Raw genomic sequence first — 21,665 nt, 5'->3', positions numbered from 1 at the left:
CGCCGTTGCGTAGTCTTTCCGCACGGCTCGCACCGGCGTCGCACCCGGCGCCCTCCCGCCTGCCTCGATGCTTCCCCTGCTGCACCCGCCCGGGCTCGATCCCGTGCGGTCCATTACGATCCTGGAGACTTCGATGAAGACGAAACTGGCCGCGCTCGCGGCGCTTGCCGGCAGTGCGGCGCTCGCGCACGCGCAATCCTCCGTCACGCTGTACGGGGTGGTCGACACGGGCCTGCTGTACCAGAGCACGTCGGCCGCGTCGTTCGGCCCGAGCGCGCCGAACACCGGCAAGGTGTTCCGCATGAAGGACGGCGGCATCTATTCGAGCTTCTGGGGCATCAAGGGCAGCGAGGACATCGGCGGCGGCTACAAGGTCAACTTCAAGCTGCAGGGCTCGTTCGACAGCGGCACCGGCAGGATGCAGCTGAGCGACACGCCGGGCGCCGTCGCGATCTTCAACCAGGTTGCGTCGCTCGGCGTGTCCGGGCCGTTCGGCACCTTCACGGCCGGCCGCCAGATCGTGCCGATGATCTACGCGATGGCCGACACCGACGTGCGCAACGCGCAGTTCTTCGGCAGCGTGCTGACCGCGTGGCTCGGCCTGAACACCGCGGCCGGCTGGCCGGGCACGAGCACCAACGGCGCGATCGGCGCGCTGTACGACAGCAATGCGCTCGTCTATCAGTCGCCGACCTTCGCGGGCGCGTCGATCGCGCTCGAATACGCGCCCGGCGGCGTCGCCGGGCAGTTCCAGGGCGGCACGCGCGAATCGGTCGTGCTGCGGTATTCGAACTACGGGCTCAACGCGTCGGCCGTCTACTACAACGGCCACGACACGAATCCGGCGCCGGGTGTCGCGCCGACCGGCGTCGACAACAACCGCTTCATCTACGTCGGCGCGAAATACACGATCCGTGACTTCTCGGTGTCGGCGTCGTACGGCAACGGCAGGAATCCGTCGCATGCGGACAAGGTGAACCTCGACATGCTGTCGGCCGGCGTCGGCTATCGCTTCACGCCCGCGTTGCAGGTGACGTCGGCGGTGTATTACCTGAAGGACCGCAACCGTTCGGAAAACCGCTCGACGGCCGTCGTGCTCACGGCCGACTACAGCCTGTCGAAGCGGTCGATGGTCTATGCGCAGGTCGGCCACGTGAACAACCGCGGCACGATGAACCAGATGCTCGTGTACGGGCAGCCGGTCGCGCCCGGGGTCGGCACGACCGCGGCGATGGTCGGGCTGCGGCACAACTTCTGACGATGCGGTGCGGTGTGGCACGGGTGCCGCAGCGCGCAGGGCCTGGCGCGATGTCCACAGGCACCCGTTCGCGACACGTCGATGCGTCGTCTGTTGAGGCGACTGACCGAAACAGGCAGGCGCGCTGCGCGCGGCGGCGCACGGACACGACGCGCGGCCGCCGTCTGCAGCGATCGCGGGGATCGGCTACAGTGGGCGTCTTCGGCGCGCCCCGCCCGCCGGTCGATGCGTTCGTCCCGTTCCCGCCGCCGTGTCAGCGGCTGCCGGCGACGCGTAGCAGGCCGGCGGGGCGCGGATCCTCAACGTTGACGAACGAACCCCCATGCCCGATCTGTCCGCCTTCCCGATCACGAAAAAATGGCCGGCCCAGCATCCCGACCGTCTCCAGCTGTACTCGCTGCCGACGCCGAACGGCGTCAAGGTGTCGATCATGCTCGAGGAAACCGGCCTGCCGTACGAGCCGCACCTCGTGCGCTTCGACACGAACGACCAGCTGTCGCCCGAATTCCTGTCGCTGAACCCGAACAACAAGATCCCGGCGATCATCGATCCGAACGGCCCCGACGGCCGGCCGCTGGCGCTGTTCGAATCCGGCGCGATCCTGATCTATCTCGCGGACAAGACGGGCCAGCTGATCCCGAAGGATCCGGCGGGCCGCTACGAGACGATCCAGTGGGTGATGTTCCAGATGGGCGGCATCGGCCCGATGTTCGGCCAGGTCGGCTTCTTCCACAAGTTCGCGGGCCGCGACTACGAGGACAAGCGTCCGCGCGACCGCTACGTCACCGAATCGAAGCGCCTGCTCGGCGTGCTCGACGCGCATCTCGCGAACCGCAAGTGGGTGATGGGCGATACGTACACGATCGCCGACATCGCGATCTTCCCGTGGGTGCGCAACCTCGTCGGCTTCTATGAAGCGGGCGACCTGGTCGGCTTCGGCGAATTCAAGCATGTCGCGCGGGCGCTCGACGCGTTCGTCGCGCGTCCGGCCGTCGCGCGCGGGCTCAACATCCCGGCACGCGGCTGAGCCGCGCGGCGGGCGCACCCGGTGCGGCCCGCCGTCTGTCCGGCCCGCCGCAGCGCGCGGCGGGCGGTTCACGCGCTGCCTTTCGCGCGTTTTCTTTCGGTGTTTCCATGTCCCGCTCGTCGCGTTCGTTCGACGTGACGATGCGGCGGCGCTACCTTTCGGCCGACGCTGACGCCGACGCTTCTCCTCCCAATCCCGCCAGCAGCTTTTCGAGCAACGCCGCAAGTTGCGCCTGCTCCGCCTCCGACAGCGCGGCCAGCATCGCGCGCTGATTGTCGACGTGCGCGACCACCGCATCGTCGATCAGCGCGCGGCCGGCGTCGGTCAGCGCGACGAGCGTGCCGCGGCCGTCGGCCGGGTTCGGCCGGCGCTCGACCCAGCCGGCCTTCTGCAGCCGGTCGATGCGCGCGGTCATCCCGCCCGACGACATCATCAGCGCGTCGTACAGCGCGGTCGGTGTCAGCGCGAACGGCGCGCCGCTGCGCCGCAGCGTCGCCAGCACGTCGAACTCGCCCGGCTGCATCCCGTAGCGCGCGAACAGCGGATTGAGACCGTCGCGCGCGATCACGAGCGCGGCTTCCTGCAGCCGTCCCATCACGAGCATCGACGACGCATCCAGATCCGGACGCTCGACGCGCCATTGCGCGAGCGCATGCTCGGCTCGATCCATTAACCCTCCTCGGCTCACCAGTTATCTTGACGTCGAGATAAATACGCATTTATCTTGATGTCGAGATACTTTACATGAAAATGCACGGCACGCAGGACGGAGGTGTCGTGCACCGATATCGAGGGCCACTCCATCATGAATCGCTCCACTTCCCCCGGCTGGCGGCTGGCCGCCGTCGTACTGGTCGGGTTGAACCTGCGGCCCGCGCTGGCCGCGATCGGTCCGCTGCTCGACATGATCCAGCGTGCGACCGGCATCGGCGATGGCGCGGCGAGCCTGCTGACCACGATCCCGATCCTGCTGATGGGCCTGGGCGCGCTTGGCGCGCGGTGGCTGCAGCGCGTGACGGGGATCGCCGGCGGCGTGTGGCTCGGCGTCGTGCTGATCGGGCTCGCGTGCGCGTCGCGCTTCGGCGCGCAGCACGCGTGGCTGCTGCTCGCGAGCGCAGGTTGCGCGGGCATCGGGATCGCGATGGTGCAGGCGCTGCTGCCGGGGTTCGTGAAGGCGCATTTCGCGACGCGCATCGGCGGCGCGATGGGCGTCTATTCGACGTCGATCATGGGCGGGGCGGTGCTCGCGAGCGTCGTCGCGCCGTTCGCCGCGGCCCGCTGGAGCTGGCTGGTCGCGCTCGCGGGCTGGGCGCTGCCGGCCGCGGTCGCGGCGCTCGCGTGGCCGCTGACCAGTCGTGGCGGTGACGCACCGGCGTCCGGGCCGACGGCTGCGCCGCCGATGCAGGCGCGACCGTCGCGCTCGCCGCGGGCCTGGCGGCTCGCGATGTTCTTCGGGATCGCGACGGGTGCCTACACCCTCGTGCTCGCATGGCTGCCGCCGTACTACATGCGGCTCGGCTGGTCGCCGACCGCGGCCGGCAGCCTGCTCGGCGGCGTGACGCTCGCGGAAGTCGTCGCGGGGCTGGCGATCTCGGCGACGATCGACCGCCTGCCCGATCGCCGGCCCGCGCTGCACGCGGCGATCGCGTCGCTGTTCGCCGGATTGCTGGTGATGCTGGCCGCGCCGGACACGCTCGCGATGCCGGCCGCGCTGCTGCTTGGCGCGGGGATCGGCGCGCTGTTTCCGCTGTCGCTGATCGTCACGGTCGATCATGCGGCGACGCCGGCCGATGCGGCATCGCTGACCGGGTTCGTGCAGGGCGTCGGCTATCTGGTCGCCGGGTTGTTTCCGTTCGCGGCCGGCATCGTGCGCCAGCATCTCGCGGATCTGACGCCGGCATGGATCGCGATGGCATGCCTGTGCGTCGTGCTGTTCGCACTGGCGGCGGGCTTCGCGCCGCAGTTTGCGCGGCGTGTCGCGCGTGCGTAGCGCCGTTCAGAAGCGGCGCGTGAAGGCGTCGACCCGGTTCGTGGCCGGCGCGCGGTTGCCCGTTGCCGGTTCATGCAGTGCCGTTCGACGATGGACATCGATCGGCGGCCCGGTTCGCGCGGTTGCCCGTTGTCACCCGGTCGCGCCGGTTCACGCGGAGAGCGCCGCTCGACGATGGGTATTGATCGGTTGCCCCGCTCGCGAGGCAACCCATTGTCGCGATGCCTCGCAACGCGAAGTGCGTTGCGTTCGGTACACGCGTCATCACCCCCCGCTCGCGTACAGCGTCGAATCCGCGAACCCTTCCGCATCGAGCACGCGCCCGATCAGGATCAGCGCGGTGCGTTCGATCTGCGTGCCCTGCACCTTGCCGACGATGTCGGCCAGCGTGCCGGTCACGCGCTCCTCGTCGGGCCAGCTCGCGCGATAGATCACGGCGACCGGGCACGCGGGCCCGTAATGCGGCAGCACTTCGTCGACGATCCGCGCGAGATGCCGCACGCCGAGGTGAATCGCGAGCGTCGCGCGATGCGCGGCGAGCGCGCCGAGCGCTTCGCCTTCCGGCATCGTCGTCTTGCCCGCGAAGCGCGTGAGGATCACCGTCTGAGCGACACCGGGCAGCGTCAGCTCGACCCCGAGCGTCGCCGCGCAGGCGGCCGTGGCCGTCACGCCCGGCACGATTTCATAGGGAATCCCGAGCGCTTTCAGCCGGCGGATCTGTTCGCCGATCGCACCGTACAGCGACGGATCGCCCGAATGCACGCGCGCGACGTCCTGCCCTTTCGCATGCGCGTCGGCGAGCAGCGCGACGATCGCGTCGAGGTCGAGCTCGGCGGTATTGACGACCCGTTCCGCACGATGGCCGTCAAGCACGGCCGGCGGCACGAGCGACCCTGCATACAGGATCACCGGGCACGTGCGCACGAGGCGCTGGCCCTTTACCGTGATCAGCTCCGGGTCGCCGGGGCCCGCGCCGATGAAATACACCGTCATCAAAAAATCTCCGTCAATTCATGGGACAGCCGGGTTGCGTGGCATCAAGCACGCGCGGCCGGGTCGAGCGCATCGAGCAGCGCGGCGGCCGAGTCGAACGCGCGGTCGGCGTCAGGCAGCGGCGGCCGGCGCAGCATCACGACCGGCAGCCGGCGTTCGCGCGCGACGTCGAGCTTGGCTTCGGTCGCGGCGCCGCCGCTGTTCTTGCTGACGACGACGTCGATGCCCGCGAGCGCGAACAGCGCGCGCTCATTTTCGAGCGTGAACGGCCCGCGCGCGGCGACGATCTGCGCGCGCGCGTTGCCGGGATGCGCATCGAGGCAGCGCACCAGCCAGAACTGGTGCGGCGGGATCGCGTCGAGATGCGCGAGCGGTTCGCGGCCGAGCGTGAACAGCGGCCGCCGGAACGGCGCGAGCGCGGCCTCGATGCCGCCCCAGTCGTCGACCATCCGCCAGTCGTCGCCGGGTTGCGGCGCCCACGGCGCGCGGCGCAGCGCCCACAGCGGCACGCCCGCGTCGCGCGCGGCGGCCGCCGCGTTCGCGCTGATGCGCGCGGCATACGGATGCGTGGCGTCGATCACGAGGCCGATGCCGGCACCGCGCAGATACGCGGCGAGCCCCGCCGCCCCGCCGAAGCCGCCGACGCGCACGTCGCAGCGCAGGTCGTCGGGCACCTTGCCGAGACCCGCGAGGCTATAGACGTGCCGCGGACCGAGCGCGCGTGCGATCTTCAGCGCGTCGCCGGTGCCGCCGAGCACCAGGATGCGCGCGCTCATCGTGCGATCCCGACGAAGCGGCCCTGCCGGTCGATCGCGAACATCTCGACGGCGACCGATGGCGGCACGATGTCGCGCGCGACCCGCAGCGCGTGCGCGCAGACGAGGTCGCCGAGCGGCACGCCTTCGGCCTGCGCGAGCTTCAGCGCTTCCTGGCTGGTGTTCGCCGCGCGCATCGCGGCCTGCAGCGCGTCGTTCGCGCCCGCCTCGGCCGCCCACTGCGCGAGCAGCGGCAGGTCGATGCTCGAATGGCGGCTGTGCAGGTCGAGATGGCCGGCCGCGAGCTTGCTGAGCTTGCCGAAGCCGCCGCACATCGACAGGCGCGCGACCGGCGCGCGGCGCAGGTGCTTGAGCACCGCGCCGGCGAAATCGCCCATTTCGATCAGTGCCATGTCGGGCAGGCCGTAGTGCGCGCGCATCGCATCCTCGCTCGCGTTGCCGGTGCACGCGGCGATGTGCGCGATCCCGTTCGCGCGCGCGACGTCGATGCCCTGATGGATCGACGCGATGTACGCCGAGCACGAGAACGGCCGCACGATGCCGGTCGTGCCGAGAATCGACAAGCCGCCGACGATGCCAAGCCGCGGGTTCATCGTCTTCAGCGCGAGCGCCTCGCCGCCCTCGACGCCGATCGTCACGTCGAAGCCGCCCGTGTAGCCGTATTCGGCCGCGAGCGCGTCGAGGTGCGCGGTCATCATCTGGCGTGGCACCGGATTGATCGCCGGTTCGCCGACCGGCAGCGTGAGCCCCGCGCGCGTGACGGTGCCGACCCCCGGCCCCGCGTGAAAACGCACGCCGGGCACGGCGGCGAGCGCGACCCGCGCGAAGATCAGCGCGCCGTGCGTGACGTCCGGATCGTCGCCGGCATCCTTGATCGTGCCGGCTTCCGCGCCGTCGGCCGTGGCTCGGCAGAACGCGAGCCGCATCATCACGCGCTGCCCCTTCGGCAGCACGATCTCGACCGCATCGTCCGCGCGGCCCGCGAGCAGCACGCGTGCGGCGGCGAGCGATGTCGCGGTCGCGCAGCTGCCGGTCGTGTAGCCGAAGCGCAGCGGTGCCGGTTGTTCGGGGGTTTCGTCGCGCATCAGGCAGGGTCCGCGAGGTCGGTCGCCGTGGAAGCGGGCTTGTGCACGTCGTACAGCGTGACGGGCAACGGCTGCCGCCACGTGTCGAAGCGGCCGAGCGGCTCGGCGTGCGCGAGCGATACGCGCGTGAGCGTGCCGCCGTGCGCGTCGCGCCACGCGGCGAGCGCCAGCTCGCCCTGCAGCGTGACCGCGTTCGCGACGAGCCGGCCGCCGGGCTTCAGTGCCGACCAGCACGCGTCGAGCACGCCGGGCACGGTCGCGCCGCCGCCGATGAAGATCGCGTCGGGCGCGGCGAGCCCCGCGAGCGCATCGGGCGCGCGCCCGGCCACGAGTTGCAGGCCCGGTACGCCGAGCGCGTCGCGGTTGTGCTCGATGTAGCGCTGCCGCTCCGCATGCGACTCGATCGCGATCGCCTGGCACGACGGATGCGCGCGCATCCACTCGATGCCGATCGAGCCGCTGCCCGCGCCGACGTCCCACAACAGTTCGCCGGGGGCAGGCGCGAGGCGTCCGAGCGTCAGCGCGCGCATGTCGCGCTTGGTGAGCTGGCCGTCGTGGCGGTACGCGTCGTCGGGCAGGCCGGGCGTGAGCGCGCGGCGCGGCGCATCGGGGCCTGCCTGGCAGTCGAGTGCGACGAGATTGAGCGCGGCGGTTTCGTCGATGTGCCAGTCTTGCGCGAGCCCGTCGATGCGCCGCTCGAGCGGGCCGCCGAGGTGCTCGAACACGCTGATGCGCGTCGGGCCGAAGCCGCGCGCGGCGAGTTCGGCGGCGACCGTGGCCGGCGTGCGGCCGTCGGCGCTCAGCACGAACAGGCGCCGGCCCGGCAGCAGGTGACGCGCCAGCGTCGCGAGCGGCCGGCCGACGAGCGACACCGCGCCGACGTCCTGCAACGCCCAGCCGAGCCGCGCGGCCGCCAGCGACAGCGACGACGGTGCGGGCAGCACGCGCCATTCGTCGGGGGACAGTTCGCGCGCGAGCGTCGCGCCGACGCCGAACAGCATCGGGTCGCCGCTCGCCAGCACGCAGACGGGCGAACCGCGCTGCGCGAGCAGGCCCGACAGGTCGAACGGCGACGGCCACGCGGCGCGTTCGGCCGGCAGCCGCGCGGGCAGCATGTCGAGGTGCCGCTTCGCGCCGATGACCCGCTTCGCCTCGAGCAGCGCGCGCCGCGCGCCGCGCCCGAGCCCCGCGTAGCCGTCGTCGCCGATGCCCACTACCGTCAGCCACGCCGTCATGCACCCTTCCCCTTCGTCCGATTCCATCGAGTCGCCGCACGGCGGCCGTGAAGGCGCCGGTGCGGCCGTCCGCATTGCGAAAGTCGGCATGGTACCGTGTTCCACCGCGCGTTTCATCTGCGAGCCCGCCGACGCCGGGCCGCGTTTCGCGTCGGCCACGGCGCCTGCCCGACGGTCGCCCGGCGGTCGCCTGGGGGTCCCGAAACGCCGGTGAAATCGGGTATCCTACGGCCGTTCGTTCGCCGGTGCCCTTCGGGGCCGAAGAGGGAACACAGGGCGCGCCGCGCGCCGCTGTGGCTGCCCCCGCAACTGTAGACAGCGAGCCGATCTCCCCCCTCATGCCACTGGTTTCACCGGGAAGGCCGGGAGCCGGCGCCGACCTGTCAGCCAGGAGACCTGCCGGCCTGAAAGTGCGTGCGTGCCAGTCGGCGTCGGGCGGGGTGTACCGATGCGTTGGCCGCGGCGCGACACTGTCCCGGTATCCCGTTGAGATCCGCCCCCGATTCGAATCCTGCTTCGCCCGTCGTGCGCCCTTCGGCTTGCCCGGGGCTCGTGCGCGTCGTCGCGGCCGCCGACGGCGGGCTGTGCCGGATCAAGCTGCCGGGCGGCCGGCTCGACACGCGGCAGGCGCGCGCGATCGCCGCCGTCGCGCGTGCCTGCGGCTCCGGCGCGATCGACGCGACCAATCGCGCGAATCTCCAGTTGCGCGGCATTCGCGACGGCACGGCCGATACGCTGGTCGACGCGTTGCTCGACGCGGGCCTGGGCCCACGCATCAACGCGGGGGAGGCCGCTGACGACCGCGCCGCGCTCGCCGCAAGCGACGATGTCCGCAACCTGATGCTCAGCCCGCTTGCGGGGCGCGATCCCGACGCGCTGCTCGACAGCCGCACACTCGCGCTTGAGCTGCTCGACATGCTGACGCACGAGCCGCGCCGCGGCGAACTGTCGCCGAAATTCTCGATCCAGCTCGACGGCGGCGAATCGGTCGCGGCGCTCGATCATCCGCACGACATCTGGCTCGCCGCGTGGCGTCGCGGCGACGGCGCGGTCCGCATCGCCGCGGGCCTGGCCGGCTGTCCGCCGGTCGCGCCCGGCGATCCGCCCGCTGCGTTCGACGTGGCGCCGGACCAGGCCGTCGCGCTCGTGCGCGCGTTGCTGCTGGCGTTCCTCGATCTCGCGCCGGCCGACGTCACGCGGATGCGCGCGTGGCTCGCGACCGGCAGCGCACGCGCGTTGCGCGAGCGTGCGCAGCATTACGTACCGTTCCCGCTCGAAGCCGGTCCGGCACTGGCCGGCTGGCGGCGCACGCAAGCGGATGCCGCGCTGCGTTTCGGCGCACGGCCGTCGCGCGACGCGGATCGCTGCAGCATCGGCGCGCAGTTCGTGCTCGGCCGGCTCGACGCGTCGCAACTGGAACGGCTCGCGGCACTGGCCGACGCCGACGGCGACGGCACGCTGTCGATGACGCCGTGGCAAGGCGTGTTCGTGCACGGCGTGCGGCACGAACGTGCGCCGGCCGTGCTCGACGCGCTGGCGTCGCTCGGGCTCGTGTGCACGACATCCGACCCGCTGGCGGCGCTGGTCGCCTGCACCGGCAGCGCGGGCTGCGCGAAGTCGCGTGCCGATACGAAACGCGATGCGCTCGCGCTGGCCGCGCGCGTCGGCCATCCGGTCGACGTGCACCTGACCGGCTGCGAGCGCCACTGTGCGCTGCCGCACCCCGCGACGCATACGCTCGTCGCGGTCGCGCCCGCGCGCTACGACCTTTACCGGCGCGACGCCGCCGCGGGCCTCGGCGCCCCGCTCGCGCGCCATCTGACGATTGACCAGGCCGCGGCCCGACTGACGGGCGCGCGCCACAGCCAGGACACTACCGATGCTTGACTACATTCGCGACGGGCAGGAAATCTACCGCCAGTCGTTCGCGACGATCCGCGCCGAGGCCGACCTGTCGCAGGTTCCGCCCGATCTCGAGAAACTCGCGGTGCGCGTGATCCACGCGTGCGGGATGGTCGATGTCACCTACGACCTGCGCTTCTCGGCCGGCGCCGGCACGGCGGGCCGTATGGCGCTCGCGGCCGGCGCGCCGATCCTGTGCGACGCGAAGATGGTTGCCGAAGGCATCACGCGCGCGCGGCTGCCGGCCGGCAATCGCGTGATCTGCACGCTCGGCGAACCGGAAGTGCCCGACCTCGCGCGGCATCTCGGCAACACCCGCTCGGCCGCGGCGCTCGAACTGTGGCGCCCGCATCTGGCCGGCAGCGTCGTCGTGATCGGCAATGCGCCGACCGCGCTGTTCCACCTGCTCGACATGATCGACTCCGGTGCGCCGCGTCCCGCGCTGATCCTCGGCTTTCCGGTCGGCTTCATCGGCGCGGCCGAATCGAAGGCGGCGCTCGACGCCGACAGCCGCGGCGTGCCGTACGTCGCGCTGCTCGGCCGGCGCGGCGGCAGCGCGATGGCGGCCGCCGCGGTCAACGCACTCGCGACGGAGGCCGAATGACGGCCCCGCGCGGACGCCTGTTCGGGGTCGGCGTCGGCCCCGGCGATCCTGAACTGATGACGATCAAGGCGCTGCGCGTGCTGCAGGCCGCGCCGGTGGTCGCGTATTTCGTCGCGAAGGGCAAGAAGGGCAATGCGTACGGAATCGTCGAGGCGCACCTGCGAGACGCGCAGACGCAACTGCCGCTCGTCTATCCGGTGACGACCGAGGCGCTGGCGCCGCCGCTTTGCTACGAGACCGTGATTGCCGACTTCTACGACACGGCGGCCGGGATCGTCGCGTCGCATCTCGACGCCGGGCGCGACGTCGCGGTGATCTGCGAAGGCGACCCGTTCTTCTACGGGTCGTACATGTACCTGCACGATCGCCTCGCGCCGCGCTACGACACCGAAGTGATCCCGGGCGTGTGCGCGATGCTCGGCGGCACGGCCGTGCTCGGCCAGCCGCTCGTCTATCGCAACCAGAGCCTGTCGGTGCTGTCCGGCGTGCTGCCGGAGGACGAATTGCGCGCGCGGCTCGCGCAGGCCGACGCGGCCGTCGTGATGAAGCTCGGCCGCAACTTCGACAAGGTGCGGCGCGTGCTCGACGAACTGGGGCTCGCGAAGCGCGCGCTGTACGTCGAGCGCGCGACGATGGCGGCCCAGCGCATCGTGCCGCTCGACGAAGTCGATCCGATGGCGTCGCCGTATTTCTCGCTGCTCGTCGTCCCGGGGGAAAAATGGCAAGGATGACGACTCCGCCCGCGATCGTGATTCTCGGCGCGGGCGCGCTCGATACCGCGCGGCGCATCCAGGCGCGTTATCCGGGCGCCGCCGTGCACGGGCTCGCGTCGCGCGTCGAGGCTGACGTGCCGTTCGACGAACTCGGCGCGCACCTGCGCGAACTCTACGCGCGCGGCTTGCCGATCGTCGCGCTGTGCGCGGCCGGCATCGTGATCCGTTGCGTCGCGCCGGCACTCGCCGACAAGGGTGTCGAACCGCCGGTACTCGCGGTCGCGGAAGACGGGTCGGCCGTCGTGCCGCTGCTCGGCGGGCTGACGGGCGTCAACGTGATCGCGCGCGAAATCGCCGAATGCCTCGGCGTCGCGCCGGCGATCACCACGAGCGGCGAACTGCGCTTCGGCGCATGCGTGCTCAACCCGCCCGACGGCTATGCGCTCGCCGATCTCCAGCAAGGCAAGCGCTTCGTGTCCGACCTGCTCGCGGGCGCGGCCACGCGCGTCGACGGCGCGGCGCCGTGGCTCGACGATGTCGCGCTGCCGCGCGACGACGCGGCCGCGCATGCGATCCGCGTGACGCCCGATGCGTGGCGCGGCGCGCGGGACGAACTCGTGATCCATCCGCGCAGCGTGGTGGTCGGCGTCGATGCGCGCGGCGTGCGGGCCGATGCGGCGCCGTCGCTTGCCGAACGCATCGACGCGCTGCTCGACACGCACGGCCTCGCGCGGCTGGCGCTTGCCGCGCTCGTCGCACCGGCGACGTTGCTCGGCGATGCACGGGTCGAAGCCGCCGCACGGATGCTGGAGGTGCCGCTGCGCTTTGCCGATGTCGAAGGCGATGGTGATGGCGAAGGCGATAAGGCCCGCGCTGGCAACACCGCTGCCGCCACCCTGCTCGCCCGCACGTTGCGCGTTGCGCATACGCTGCGCTCAGCGACCGATGGCCTCGCGTGCGCGGTCGCTGCCGAGCCCGTCGATCCCGCCACGCTCGGACGTGCACGCGGCCGCCTGACGGTGCTCGGCCTCGGCCCCGGCGACGCCGCATGGCTCACGCCCGCGGCGCGCAGCGCGCTCGCGGACGCCACCGATATCCTCGGCTATACGACCTACGTGACGATGGCCGGCCCGTTCCGCGCGGAGCAGCGCGTGCACGGCACCGACAATCGCGAGGAAATGCAGCGTGCGCGTCATGCGTTCGAACTGGCGGCCGAGGGCCGGCGCGTCGCGGTCGTGTCGTCGGGCGATCCCGGCGTGTTCGCGATGGCCGCGGCCGTGCTCGAAGCCCTCGACGAAGCGCGCGATCCGCGCTGGGCCGCGGTCGAACTGCGCATCGAACCCGGCGTATCGGCATCGCTCGCGACCGCCGCGCAGGCCGGCGCGCCGCTCGGCCACGATTTCTGCGCGATCTCGCTGTCGGACAACCTGAAGCCGTGGGACGTGATCGAGACGCGCCTGCGGCACGCGGCGCAAGCCGATCTGGTGATGGCGTTCTACAACCCGATCTCGCGTGCTCGGCCGTGGCAGCTCGATCGTGCGCTCGATGCGGTGCGTGCGCACCGCGCGGCCGATACGGTAGTCGTGCTCGGCCGCGACATCGGCCGGCCCGGCGCGACGCTCGCGACGACGACGCTCGGCGCGCTGCGCAGCGATCAGGTGGACATGCGCACGATGGTGATCGTCGGTTCGTCGACGACGCGACGTTTCGCGATCGGCGACGGGCGTGAGTGGGTGTATACGCCGCGCTGGTATCGCTGAACTTTGATGCGGATTGAGCCACAGTCCAGCCTTGCTGGCCGGGGCGGTGGCGTGGTTCGGGCGTCGAGCTGCCCGGATATCGCGCGGCAGCCGTACGCGTTCGCAGCGACCTTCGGGAAGCTCGACGGCGAGCGGCGTACCGGCACGTGATGCGATGCGGCCGTTCCCGGTCGCTATCCGGCATTCGCCATCGCGGCGAACGGACGCGAAGCGAAGCAAGCGCCCCGCCCCGCTTCGCGGTCCTTGCTACCCGCGCCCCTGCTCGGCCAGCAGCCGCGCCTTCGCATCGACCAGCAGCGCTGCATGCGTGTCGCGATGCTGGCGGATCCGCTCGGTCGGCCCGACGACCGACAGCCCGTACCAGTCGCCGTCGAGCGTCAGCGCGACCGCGATCGCCGACAGCTCGGGCGCGCTCTCGCCGAAGTTCTCGGCCCAGCCGAGTTCGCGAAACCGCGCGGTTTGCGCGACGAGCGCCGGCAGGTCGGCCACCGTCGCATCGGTGAAGCGCTCGAACGACAACTGCGCGCCGAGCGCCTGCTGCGCATCGCTCGCGAGTTCCGCGAAGATCGCCTTGCCGATCGAGTTCGCATGCAGCGGGCGCAGCTCGCCCGGCTGGCGCGTATAGCGGATCGCCTGCTCCGACTCGACGACGTCGAGATACGTGACCGACGCGCCCTGGATCTTGCCGAGCACGGCCGTCTCGCGGCTCGCGTCGCGCAGCGCGACGAGATGCGGATGCACGATGTCGACGACGGGATCGGTCGCGTCGATCGCGGCGGCGATCGTCTGCAGGCGCCGCGTCGGATAGTAGCCGCCGCGCTTGCGCACCTCGTACAGATAGCCGCGGCTCACGAGCGTGCGCGCCATCGCCAGGCAGCTCGACGCCGGCACGTTGAGCAGGCGCGCGAGTTCGGTGAGCGGCAGCGGCCGCCGTTCGGCGGCGAACAGCTCGAAGAGATCGAGCGTGCGGGCAACGAGTTTGACGTCCATGACGAGCGCTTGATTCGGAACGGGAAACGCGCGCCGGGCGAGCCGCCGCGTGTCAGTACGACTTCGGCAGCCCGAGCACCTTCTCCGCGATGTAGCACAGGATCAGTTGCGGACTCACGGGCGCGAGCCTCGGAATCATACACTCGCGCAGGTAGCGCTCGACATGGTATTCCTTCGCATAGCCCATCCCGCCGTGCGTCGCGATCGCCGTCTGGCAGGCCTGGAACGCGGCTTCCGCGCCGAGGTACTTCGCGGCGTTCGCCTCCGCGCCGCACGGCTGCCCCGCGTCGTAGCGCGTCGCGGCCTTCATCACCATCAGCCACGCGGCCTCGAGCTGCATCCACGCCTGCGCGAGCGGATGCTGGATCGACTGGTTCTGCCCGATCGGCCGGCCGAACACGACGCGCTCGCACGCATACTGCGTCGCGCGTCGCAGCGCGGCCTGACCGAGGCCGATCGCCTCGGCGGCGATCAGGATCCGCTCGGGGTTCAGCCCGTGCAGCAGGTAGCGAAAGCCGTCGCCTTCGTTGCCGATCAGGTCGTCGCGCGGCACGCGCAGGTTGTCGATGAACAGCATGTTCGAATCGACGGCCTTGCGGCCCATTTTCTCGATCTCGCGCACCTCGACGCGCGCACGGTCGAGGTCGGTGTAGAACAGGCTCAAGCCGTCGGTCGGCTTCGCGACCTGGTCGAGCGGCGTCGTGCGCGCGATGATCAGCATCTTGTTCGCGACCTGCGCGGTCGAGATCCAGATCTTGCGTCCGCTCAGCACGTAGTGGTCGCCGTCGCGGCGCGCCTGCGTGCTCAGGTGCGTCGTGTCGAGGCCGGCGTCGGGCTCGGTCACCGCGAAGCAGGCCTTGTCGCGCCCGGCGATCAGCGGCGGCAGGAAGCGCGCCTTCTGCGCGTCGTTGCCGAACACCTGCACCGGGTTCAGCCCGAAGATGTTCATGTGGACGGCCGAGGCACCCGACAGGCCGGCGCCCGACGCGCTGATCGTGCGCATCATCAGCGCGGCCTCGGTCATCCCGAGCCCGGCGCCGCCGTGGGCCGGATCCATCGCGATGCCGAGCCAGCCGGCCTCGGCGAGCGCCGCGTGAAAGTCGGACGGAAATCCGCCCGCGCGATCGCGCTCGAGCCAGTAATCGTCGCCGAAGCGTTCGCAGATTTTCTCGATCGCGCTTTCGATCGCGCGCTGGTCGTCGGTCAGGTCGAACTGCATGGATTGCTCTCCAGGAAAACGTGAACGGCCGCGCCGCGCTCGAGACGATGTCGGCCTTCGAGGGGGCGCGGTGGCGGCCGGCGCGGCGCGACAGGCACGCGGACGCTCACAACGGAAACACGCCCGCCACGACCGCGGCGAAGACCATCAGCACGGTGGCGGCGAACAGGAACGGGATCGTGAACTTCTGGTGCTCGGCCAGCTCGACGCCGGTCAGGCCGACGATCAGGAACGTCGCGGGCGTGAGCGGACTGACCGGGAACCCGGTGGTCATCTGGCCGAGCAGCGCGGCCTGCGCCATCTGGATCGGCGGTACGCCGAGCAGCTTCGCGCTTTCCGCGAGCACCGGCAGCACGCCGAAGTAGAACGAATCGGGATCGAACAGCAGGCTGAGCGGCATCGACAGCAGGCCGAGCACGAACGGCATGTGGCGCGCATGCTCGACCGGCACGTGCGCGACGACGACCTCGGCCATCGCCTTCAGCATCCCGGTGCCGGACATGATCCCGGTGAACGCGCCGGCCGCGAGCAGCACGCTCGCCATCATCAGCGCGGCCTTCGCGTGCGCGTCGATCCGCTCGCGCTGCGCCTGCACGTCCGGATAGTTGATGACGAGCGCGGCGACCGTGCCGAGCATGAACATCACCATCGGGTCGACGATGCCCGACACCAGCGTGCCGAGCACGACGAGCGTCAGCGCCAGGTTGATCCGGAAGCGGCCGGGCCGGCGCAGCACGCGCTCGGCGTCGGTCAGCTCGCGCGGCGCGACCGCGAGCGACGCCGCGCCGGCGCGATCGAGCCCGAGCCGCCTGGCCTCGCGCACGCCGAGCACGTAGGCGGTGCCGAACACGAACGCGAGCCCGACGATCTGCACCGGGATCATCGGCATGAAGATCGCCGAGCCGGGAATGTGCAAGGCCGCCGACGCGCGCAGCATCGGCCCGACCCACGGCAGGAAGTTGACCCCGGCCGCCATCGACGCGACGCACGCGAGAATCCGCCGGTCCATGCCGAGCCGCGTATAGAGCGGCATCATCGCGGGCAGCGTGACGAGAAACGTGACGGCGCCCGAGCCGTCCAGGTGGATCAGCAGCGCGAGCAGCGCCGAGCCCGTCACGATGCGCGGCGGATGGCAGCCGATCACGCGCAGCACGCCCGCGATGATCGGGTCGAGCATCCCCGCATCGGTGAGGATTCCGAAAAATAGAATCGCAAAAACGAACATCCCGGCGATCGGGCCGATGTTCTGCACGCCGCGCACGATGAACGTGCCGGTCGAGAGTCCGAAGCCGGCCGCGAGCGACGCGGCCACCGGCACGACGATCAGTGCGACGAGCGGCGACAGCCGCTTCGTGATGATCAGGCCGAACAGCGCGACGATCGCGATCGCGCCGATCCATGCGAGCATGATATGTCTCCTCTGGCGCCGGCGCGCGTCGGGCGCGGTGCGGCGCGATGTCCGAAGCGGCGTGCGGGCGTGCGGCGGCGTCGGGCGCCTTCGCACGGCCGCCGGCCGCCAGGCGTGTCAGTTGCGGCGCGTGCGGCCGGCGTTGTCGTTGGTGTCGTTGGTGTCGTTGGCGTCGTTGGCGTGGCCGGCGTCGCATGCATCCTCGGCAAACACCTGTGCCGCGTGTTCGTTCAGCGCCGGCGGCGGCCGCCGGTACGTGGCCGGTGTGCGGCCGAGCTTGATCGGCGACGCGATGCCGCGATGCCGGCCCAGTTCGACCTTCATCTGCCGATGTGCGACGTGCGGATGGTCGAGCGCCGCATCGAGCCCGAGCACCGGCGCGCACGGCACGCCGCGGCGCATCAGCTGCTCGGCGAGCGCCGCGCCGTCGTGCGCGGCCAGCGCCGTTTCGAGCAGCGCGCGCAACGCGGCGCGGTTCGCGCTGCGCGCGCGGTTGTCGGCGAAGCGCGGATCGGCGGGCCAGTCGCGCGTGCCGAGCACGTCGCACAGCGCGGCGAACTGCCCGTTGTTGCCGACCGCGAGAAAGATGTCGACGCTCGCGGTCGGAAAACTGTCGTACGGCGTGATGTTCGGATGCGCGTTGCCGGTGCGCGCCGGCGCCTTCCCGGAATGGAAGAAATTCGGCGTATGCGGATGCAGGATCGACAGCGCGCAGTCGAACAGCGTCGCTTCGACGAACTGGCCGCGCCCGCTCGCATCGCGTTCGCGCAGCGCCATCAGCACGCCGAGCGCCGCGTTCAGCCCGGTGACGAGATCGACGATCGGCACGCCGACGCGCAGCGGCGCGCCGCCCGCCTCGCCGTTCACGCTCATCAGCCCGGCCAGCGCCTGCACGGCCGCGTCGTAGCCGGGCAGGCCGCCGAGCGGGCCGTCCGCGCCGAAGCCCGAGACGCGGCAATGGACGAGGCGCGGAAAGCGCGCGTGCAGCGTGTCGAAGCCGAGGCCCCAGCGCTCCATCGTGCCGATCTTGAAGTTCTCGACCAGCGCATCGGCGTGCTCGAGCAGGCCGAGCAGCCGCTCGCGATCCGCCGGCTGCGTCAGGTCGAGCGCGATGCCGAGCTTGTTGCGGTTCACGCCGAGGAAATACGACGCCGTGTCGCCGTCGAACGGCGGCCCCCAGGTGCGCGTCTCGTCGCCCGACGGCGGTTCGACCTTGATCACCTCCGCGCCGTGGTCGGCGAGGATCTGCGTCGCGTACGGGCCGCCCAGCACCCGCGACAGATCGATGATGCGCAACCCCGCCAACGCGCCCTGCTGCTTCAGTTCCGCCATGCGTCTCGCTCCTGCTTCCGGTTGATCGGACCGCCGGTTCCGCCGGGCCGACAGCAGCGGCACGGTTGTCCGGACTCGAAGAATAATTCTTGTGTGTGAATTTATATTCACACTCGAGAATTTCATTGTCAAGCAGGAGATGCCCCGGCGGCCGCGCCGAGAACGCGGCCGGCCGCAAGTGGGGACGCCACCGAACGCCGGCCGGTTGCCGCGCCGGGCCGCGATTCGCTAAGCTGGCGGACGGTGCTCAACTGAAGAAAGGCGGAGATTTCATGAAACGCATGCTGCTCGCGGCCATCCTGCTGGCGTCGACGCTGGGCGTCGCCCGCGCGCAAACCCAGACCTTCCATTTTGGCGAGGGACAATTACAGCCGCGGGCCGCCGCGCCGGTGGCACGACCCGCGCCGGTGCGCCCGCACGTGACGCCGCCGCATCACCACCGGCGTACCGTCCACAAGCAGCACCACGGGCGGTCCGGAAAGCCGGCGCGCGCGGGGATCGACACGCACGCGTGAGGTGATCCGCGTTGCGCGCGACAACGCACGGAACTGTCACGAACGGCCGGTATGATCGGCGCGGCGGCTTGCATGCCGTCGTGCCCGGCGATCGGCCGACGTGCATTTCCCTTCACGATTGAGCACCAGTTTTGTTTTGCCGAACATGAATACCGGGCCGGATACCGTCGTCAGCATCAAGGAACGCGCCACGATCGTGTGCCGCCAGCGCAGCAGCGTGCTGCTGGTCGCCCGTACCGCGGCGCGCTGGTCGCTGCCGGGCGGCACGATCCGGCGCGGCGAGACGCCGCTGGAGGCCGCGCAGCGGGAACTGGCGGAGGAAACGCGGCTGGAGGGGCTCGCGCTCGACTACGCGGTGCAGTTCGGCGGCCTCACGAAGCTCCATCACGTGTTCGTGGCCGACGTGCCGAAACACCTGACGCCACGCGCGAGCAACGAGATCGCGCGCTGCAAGTGGTTCGACGTCGAGCGGCTGGAGACGCTGCGTGCGAGCGTGCCGACCCGCAAGATCATCGAGCTGCTGCACCTCGACCGCTTTTCCGCGCTCGCGGACGGGCCGCCTCGCTCGCGCTGAACCGGCCCGCGCGGCTCACGCGCGCAGCAATGGCCCGGCCTTGCGCTCGAGCAGTGCGACCAGCTCGGGCTGCATGTAGGCGTAGCGGTCGGGGATGTCGAGACAGACGATCTTCTTTTGCTTCAGCCGGGCGCCGAATCGGGCGTGCAGCTTCGCCTGGTGCGCGCGTTCCATCACGAACACGATCTCGGCCCATTCGAGCTGTTCCGCGGACAGACGCGTTTCCGCGTCGGGCGCGAGGCCCGCGGAGTCGGTTTCGACGCCCGGCCACGCGGCGAACACCGCCTCGGCCGTCGGGCTGCGCAGCCGATTGCGGCTGCAGATGAACAGGGCGCGTGTCATGCCGGTGCGCGGCGGCGGGATCGTCCGCTCGACCGTTCAACCCTGCGGAATCGTGCCGGGCCGCACGTAGGCCAGCATGTGCGGCACGTAGTCGGCCTTGCCCAGCTCGACGCCGTGATGGCGCAGGATCGCGTACGCAGCGATCGAATGAAAATAGAACTGCGGCAGCGCCCAGTCGCGCACGTACTGCTCGCCGGTCATGTCGAACGCGATACCGTTCGGCAGTGCGAGCGCGATCGGCAGCGCGGCGCCACCGTCGAGTGCGTCGGGCGCGAGTTCGCCGAGGAACGCGATCGTGCCGGCGAGGATGCCCTGTGCGTCGCCCAGCGTGCCGGGCTGCGCATCGGCATGCCAGCCGGCTTCCCGCAACGCCAGCAGCGCGTCCGGCAGCGGTTCGCCGCGCAGCCGGTAGACGGGTTCCATCGCCTGGAAGCACGAAAACCGCACCTGCGCCGCAAGCGGATACATGTCGGGTGCGAGCTTCAGCGCGAGCACCGCATCGGGCGCGTCGCCGGCGGCCTGCCGGTGCGCCACGGCCTTGTCGAGCCACGCGGATTGCGCGCGCAGCATCTGGGTGAAGGTTGGAACGAGAAGTTGAGTCGGTGACATCCATGCCCTCCGGTGGGTCGTTCGCGCCACGACATCGATGCCGGGGCAGCATCCGTATTCTGCCGTAGCGGACGGTTCGACGCGAAACCGGTGACGTATCGCACGATCGACGCGCGGGGCCTGATGTGTCACGGCTTGCCGTGGCGTGCCAGGAACCGGTCGAGCTGCGACGCGAACGCCTTGCCGTCGCGTGCGCTGAACGGGGCCGGCCCGCCCGTATCGATGCCCGCGCTGCGCAGCTGATCCATCATCGCGCGCGTCGACAGGCGCTCCTCGATGTTCTCGCGGCTGAACCAGTTGCCGCGCGGGTCGAGCGCATGCGCGCCCTTGTCGAGGACGGCGGCGGCCAGCGGGATGTCGGCAGTGATCACGAGATCGCCGGCTGCCGCGAGCTCGACGATCCGCGCATCGGCCACGTCGAAGCCGGCCGGCACCTGCAACGCCTTGATGAACGGCGACGGCGGCGTGCGCAGGAACTGGTTCGCGACCAGCGTCACGCAGATCTCGGCGCGACGCGCGGCGCGAAACAGCATGTCCTTGATGACGGCGGGACACGCGTCGGCATCGACGAGTACTTGCATGGAAGGCATTCCGGTGAGTAGAAACGGCGATCATAGCGCAGCGCCGGCAATCGGCCCGCCCGGCCCGCGCGCCCGATCACCGGATCAGCCGGCCAGCCGTGGGCACAGCGACGCGGCCGTCATCCATTGCGCGCCCCATGCATCGGCGAGCCGCCTGCCCTGCCCGATCCGCACGGCTGCATCGTCGAAATCGACGAACACGACGTGATCGGCGGCCGCCGGTTTCGGTGGTGTTTCGCGCGTGCGCCCGTCGGACAGCACCCACAGCCAGCGCTGCTGGTCCGGCGTGCGCCGTGCGGCGCCGGCGAGCAAGTGTCCGGCGGCGGCGATGCCGTCCGCAAGCGGTGTGCCGCCGCCGCCGTCCACCGGCTCGAGCCAGCGCGCATTCCACCAGCGCGGCACGGCCGGGCCGAAGCGCCGCTCGGCGCCGTTGCCGCCGAAACAGATCAGCGCGGTTGCCACGCGGTCGCGCGCGGCCTGGTCGAAGTACGCGACGATCAGCCCTTTCGCGAGCGCGAGCCGTTCGTGCGACAGCATCGACGCCGAACAGTCGAGCACGAAGCAATGGAGTGCGCGCGGCGTGCCGGCCTGCTTGCGAAAACGCAGGTGGTCGGCGTGCAGCGGGCCGCCGCGCTTCGCGGCGAGCGTCGCCGGCCATGCAACGGCCGTGCCGGCACGCACCGTACCCGGCACGCGCGCGGCGGCGCCTGGCAGCCATCGAGGACCGCGAACGGTGTTCGCGGCGGCGTCGG

At 71.0% G+C, this 21,665-nt stretch carries 22 protein-coding genes and 1 riboswitch; of the genes, 9 read left to right on the top strand and 13 right to left on the bottom strand.

Features of this window, described 5'->3' with window-relative positions:
• The first annotated feature begins 133 nt into the window (after nt 1-133).
• The gene (locus DIE02_RS13000) at nt 134-1,258 is read left to right on the top strand and encodes a porin (RefSeq protein ID WP_124485483.1); all 1,125 of its coding nucleotides are present in this window, start codon (nt 134-136) and stop codon (nt 1,256-1,258) included.
• 322 nt (nt 1,259-1,580) lie between these two features.
• Complete coding sequence (locus DIE02_RS12995) at nt 1,581-2,285, top strand: glutathione S-transferase N-terminal domain-containing protein (RefSeq protein WP_124485484.1); 705 nt, start codon at nt 1,581-1,583, stop codon at nt 2,283-2,285.
• A gap of 151 nt (nt 2,286-2,436) precedes the next feature.
• On the opposite strand, the gene DIE02_RS12990 is transcribed toward DIE02_RS12995, so the two are convergent.
• Nucleotides 2,437-2,955, bottom strand: a complete 519-nt coding sequence (locus DIE02_RS12990; protein ID WP_124485485.1) for a MarR family winged helix-turn-helix transcriptional regulator — start codon at nt 2,953-2,955, stop codon at nt 2,437-2,439.
• Nucleotides 2,956-3,090: 135 nt separating this feature from the next.
• On the opposite strand from DIE02_RS12990, the gene DIE02_RS12985 reads away from it, so the two are divergent.
• Nucleotides 3,091-4,275: an MFS transporter gene (locus DIE02_RS12985; RefSeq protein ID WP_124485486.1), complete on the top strand. Its 1,185-nt coding sequence runs from the start codon at nt 3,091-3,093 to the stop codon at nt 4,273-4,275.
• A gap of 264 nt (nt 4,276-4,539) precedes the next feature.
• On the opposite strand, the gene cobM is transcribed toward DIE02_RS12985, so the two are convergent.
• Genes cobM through cbiE form a run of 4 tightly spaced genes read right to left on the bottom strand, consistent with a single transcriptional unit; the run spans nt 4,540 to nt 8,364 of the window.
• The gene (gene cobM, locus DIE02_RS12980) at nt 4,540-5,268 is read right to left on the bottom strand and encodes a precorrin-4 C(11)-methyltransferase (RefSeq protein WP_124485487.1); all 729 of its coding nucleotides are present in this window, start codon (nt 5,266-5,268) and stop codon (nt 4,540-4,542) included.
• Nucleotides 5,269-5,312: 44 nt separating this feature from the next.
• Nucleotides 5,313-6,044, bottom strand: a complete 732-nt coding sequence (locus DIE02_RS12975) for a cobalt-precorrin-6A reductase (protein WP_124485488.1) — start codon at nt 6,042-6,044, stop codon at nt 5,313-5,315.
• On the bottom strand, nt 6,041-7,129 hold the full coding sequence (locus DIE02_RS12970; protein ID WP_124485489.1) for a cobalt-precorrin-5B (C(1))-methyltransferase: 1,089 nt from the start codon (nt 7,127-7,129) through the stop codon (nt 6,041-6,043). The genes DIE02_RS12975 and DIE02_RS12970 overlap by 4 nt, the downstream gene beginning before the upstream one ends.
• A complete protein-coding gene (cbiE, locus tag DIE02_RS12965; RefSeq protein WP_124485717.1) occupies nt 7,129-8,364 on the bottom strand; it encodes a precorrin-6y C5,15-methyltransferase (decarboxylating) subunit CbiE in 1,236 nt (411 codons plus the stop codon). The genes DIE02_RS12970 and cbiE overlap by 1 nt, the downstream gene beginning before the upstream one ends.
• A 226-nt stretch (nt 8,365-8,590) precedes the next feature.
• A riboswitch (cobalamin riboswitch) is annotated at nt 8,591-8,783 on the top strand.
• A gap of 106 nt (nt 8,784-8,889) precedes the next feature.
• Between cbiE and cobG the strand changes: the two genes are divergently transcribed.
• The 4 genes from cobG to cobJ are packed head-to-tail and all read left to right on the top strand — an operon-like array spanning nt 8,890 to nt 13,343.
• On the top strand, nt 8,890-10,251 hold the full coding sequence (cobG, locus tag DIE02_RS12960) for a precorrin-3B synthase (protein ID WP_311766815.1): 1,362 nt from the start codon (nt 8,890-8,892) through the stop codon (nt 10,249-10,251).
• On the top strand, nt 10,244-10,870 hold the full coding sequence (locus tag DIE02_RS12955; RefSeq protein WP_124485491.1) for a precorrin-8X methylmutase: 627 nt from the start codon (nt 10,244-10,246) through the stop codon (nt 10,868-10,870). Before cobG ends, DIE02_RS12955 begins: the two co-directional genes overlap by 8 nt.
• Nucleotides 10,867-11,601, top strand: a complete 735-nt coding sequence (locus tag DIE02_RS12950; protein WP_124485492.1) for a precorrin-2 C(20)-methyltransferase — start codon at nt 10,867-10,869, stop codon at nt 11,599-11,601. Before DIE02_RS12955 ends, DIE02_RS12950 begins: the two co-directional genes overlap by 4 nt.
• Nucleotides 11,598-13,343: a precorrin-3B C(17)-methyltransferase gene (gene cobJ, locus DIE02_RS12945; protein WP_124485493.1), complete on the top strand. Its 1,746-nt coding sequence runs from the start codon at nt 11,598-11,600 to the stop codon at nt 13,341-13,343. The genes DIE02_RS12950 and cobJ overlap by 4 nt, the downstream gene beginning before the upstream one ends.
• Nucleotides 13,344-13,589: 246 nt before the next feature.
• On the opposite strand, the gene DIE02_RS12940 is transcribed toward cobJ, so the two are convergent.
• From DIE02_RS12940 to DIE02_RS12925, 4 genes are all read right to left on the bottom strand, one after another.
• Nucleotides 13,590-14,333 (bottom strand): IclR family transcriptional regulator, encoded by a 744-nt coding sequence (locus DIE02_RS12940; RefSeq protein WP_124485494.1) that lies wholly within the window; start codon nt 14,331-14,333, stop codon nt 13,590-13,592.
• 52 nt (nt 14,334-14,385) lie between these two features.
• The gene (locus DIE02_RS12935; RefSeq protein WP_124485495.1) at nt 14,386-15,552 is read right to left on the bottom strand and encodes an acyl-CoA dehydrogenase family protein; all 1,167 of its coding nucleotides are present in this window, start codon (nt 15,550-15,552) and stop codon (nt 14,386-14,388) included.
• Nucleotides 15,553-15,658: 106 nt separating this feature from the next.
• Nucleotides 15,659-16,960 carry a CitMHS family transporter gene (locus DIE02_RS12930; protein WP_124485496.1) on the bottom strand — a complete coding sequence of 434 codons (1,302 nt, stop codon included), beginning with the start codon at nt 16,958-16,960 and terminating at the stop codon, nt 15,659-15,661.
• A 117-nt stretch (nt 16,961-17,077) separates the two neighbouring features.
• The gene (locus DIE02_RS12925) at nt 17,078-18,292 is read right to left on the bottom strand and encodes a CaiB/BaiF CoA-transferase family protein (protein WP_124529067.1); all 1,215 of its coding nucleotides are present in this window, start codon (nt 18,290-18,292) and stop codon (nt 17,078-17,080) included.
• Nucleotides 18,293-18,564: 272 nt separating this feature from the next.
• Between DIE02_RS12925 and DIE02_RS12920 the strand changes: the two genes are divergently transcribed.
• Together DIE02_RS12920 and DIE02_RS12915 are read left to right on the top strand one after the other, a co-directional pair.
• A complete protein-coding gene (locus tag DIE02_RS12920) occupies nt 18,565-18,807 on the top strand; it encodes a hypothetical protein (protein WP_124485498.1) in 243 nt (80 codons plus the stop codon).
• A 145-nt stretch (nt 18,808-18,952) separates the two neighbouring features.
• Nucleotides 18,953-19,381, top strand: coding sequence for an NUDIX hydrolase (locus tag DIE02_RS12915; protein ID WP_044843626.1), 429 nt, complete (start codon nt 18,953-18,955; stop codon nt 19,379-19,381).
• Nucleotides 19,382-19,396: 15 nt separating this feature from the next.
• On the opposite strand, the gene DIE02_RS12910 is transcribed toward DIE02_RS12915, so the two are convergent.
• From DIE02_RS12910 to DIE02_RS12895, 4 genes are all read right to left on the bottom strand, one after another.
• Nucleotides 19,397-19,723 carry a low molecular weight protein tyrosine phosphatase family protein gene (locus DIE02_RS12910; protein WP_124485499.1) on the bottom strand — a complete coding sequence of 109 codons (327 nt, stop codon included), beginning with the start codon at nt 19,721-19,723 and terminating at the stop codon, nt 19,397-19,399.
• A gap of 36 nt (nt 19,724-19,759) precedes the next feature.
• Nucleotides 19,760-20,332: a DUF1993 family protein gene (locus DIE02_RS12905; RefSeq protein WP_124485500.1), complete on the bottom strand. Its 573-nt coding sequence runs from the start codon at nt 20,330-20,332 to the stop codon at nt 19,760-19,762.
• 128 nt (nt 20,333-20,460) lie between these two features.
• Nucleotides 20,461-20,913 carry a YaiI/YqxD family protein gene (locus tag DIE02_RS12900; protein ID WP_044843557.1) on the bottom strand — a complete coding sequence of 151 codons (453 nt, stop codon included), beginning with the start codon at nt 20,911-20,913 and terminating at the stop codon, nt 20,461-20,463.
• A gap of 84 nt (nt 20,914-20,997) precedes the next feature.
• Nucleotides 20,998-21,606, bottom strand: a complete 609-nt coding sequence (locus DIE02_RS12895) for a VWA domain-containing protein (protein WP_124485501.1) — start codon at nt 21,604-21,606, stop codon at nt 20,998-21,000.
• Nucleotides 21,607-21,665 lie beyond the last annotated feature (59 nt).

It is taken from the genome of Burkholderia sp. Bp8991, assembly GCF_003853795.1.
Lineage (GTDB): Bacteria > Pseudomonadota > Gammaproteobacteria > Burkholderiales > Burkholderiaceae > Burkholderia.
This window is presented reverse-complemented; position numbering and strand designations above follow the sequence as displayed.

Coding starts and splice junctions, on each gene's coding strand:
- DIE02_RS12940 (WP_124485494.1), bottom strand. CDS start 14,333: ATGGACGTCAAACTCGTTGCCCGCACGCTCGATCTCTTCGAGCTGTTC.
- DIE02_RS12955 (WP_124485491.1), top strand. CDS start 10,244: ATGCTTGACTACATTCGCGACGGGCAGGAAATCTACCGCCAGTCGTTC.
- cobJ (WP_124485493.1), top strand. CDS start 11,598: ATGACGACTCCGCCCGCGATCGTGATTCTCGGCGCGGGCGCGCTCGAT.
- DIE02_RS12930 (WP_124485496.1), bottom strand. CDS start 16,960: ATGCTCGCATGGATCGGCGCGATCGCGATCGTCGCGCTGTTCGGCCTG.
- DIE02_RS12910 (WP_124485499.1), bottom strand. CDS start 19,723: ATGACACGCGCCCTGTTCATCTGCAGCCGCAATCGGCTGCGCAGCCCG.
- DIE02_RS12990 (WP_124485485.1), bottom strand. CDS start 2,955: ATGGATCGAGCCGAGCATGCGCTCGCGCAATGGCGCGTCGAGCGTCCG.
- DIE02_RS12950 (WP_124485492.1), top strand. CDS start 10,867: ATGACGGCCCCGCGCGGACGCCTGTTCGGGGTCGGCGTCGGCCCCGGC.
- DIE02_RS12935 (WP_124485495.1), bottom strand. CDS start 15,552: ATGCAGTTCGACCTGACCGACGACCAGCGCGCGATCGAAAGCGCGATC.
- DIE02_RS12985 (WP_124485486.1), top strand. CDS start 3,091: ATGAATCGCTCCACTTCCCCCGGCTGGCGGCTGGCCGCCGTCGTACTG.
- DIE02_RS13000 (WP_124485483.1), top strand. CDS start 134: ATGAAGACGAAACTGGCCGCGCTCGCGGCGCTTGCCGGCAGTGCGGCG.
- DIE02_RS12975 (WP_124485488.1), bottom strand. CDS start 6,044: ATGAGCGCGCGCATCCTGGTGCTCGGCGGCACCGGCGACGCGCTGAAG.
- DIE02_RS12920 (WP_124485498.1), top strand. CDS start 18,565: ATGAAACGCATGCTGCTCGCGGCCATCCTGCTGGCGTCGACGCTGGGC.
- DIE02_RS12970 (WP_124485489.1), bottom strand. CDS start 7,129: ATGCGCGACGAAACCCCCGAACAACCGGCACCGCTGCGCTTCGGCTAC.
- DIE02_RS12900 (WP_044843557.1), bottom strand. CDS start 20,913: ATGCAAGTACTCGTCGATGCCGACGCGTGTCCCGCCGTCATCAAGGAC.
- DIE02_RS12995 (WP_124485484.1), top strand. CDS start 1,581: ATGCCCGATCTGTCCGCCTTCCCGATCACGAAAAAATGGCCGGCCCAG.
- cbiE (WP_124485717.1), bottom strand. CDS start 8,364: ATGACGGCGTGGCTGACGGTAGTGGGCATCGGCGACGACGGCTACGCG.
- DIE02_RS12915 (WP_044843626.1), top strand. CDS start 18,953: ATGAATACCGGGCCGGATACCGTCGTCAGCATCAAGGAACGCGCCACG.
- DIE02_RS12905 (WP_124485500.1), bottom strand. CDS start 20,332: ATGTCACCGACTCAACTTCTCGTTCCAACCTTCACCCAGATGCTGCGC.
- DIE02_RS12925 (WP_124529067.1), bottom strand. CDS start 18,292: ATGGCGGAACTGAAGCAGCAGGGCGCGTTGGCGGGGTTGCGCATCATC.
- cobM (WP_124485487.1), bottom strand. CDS start 5,268: ATGACGGTGTATTTCATCGGCGCGGGCCCCGGCGACCCGGAGCTGATC.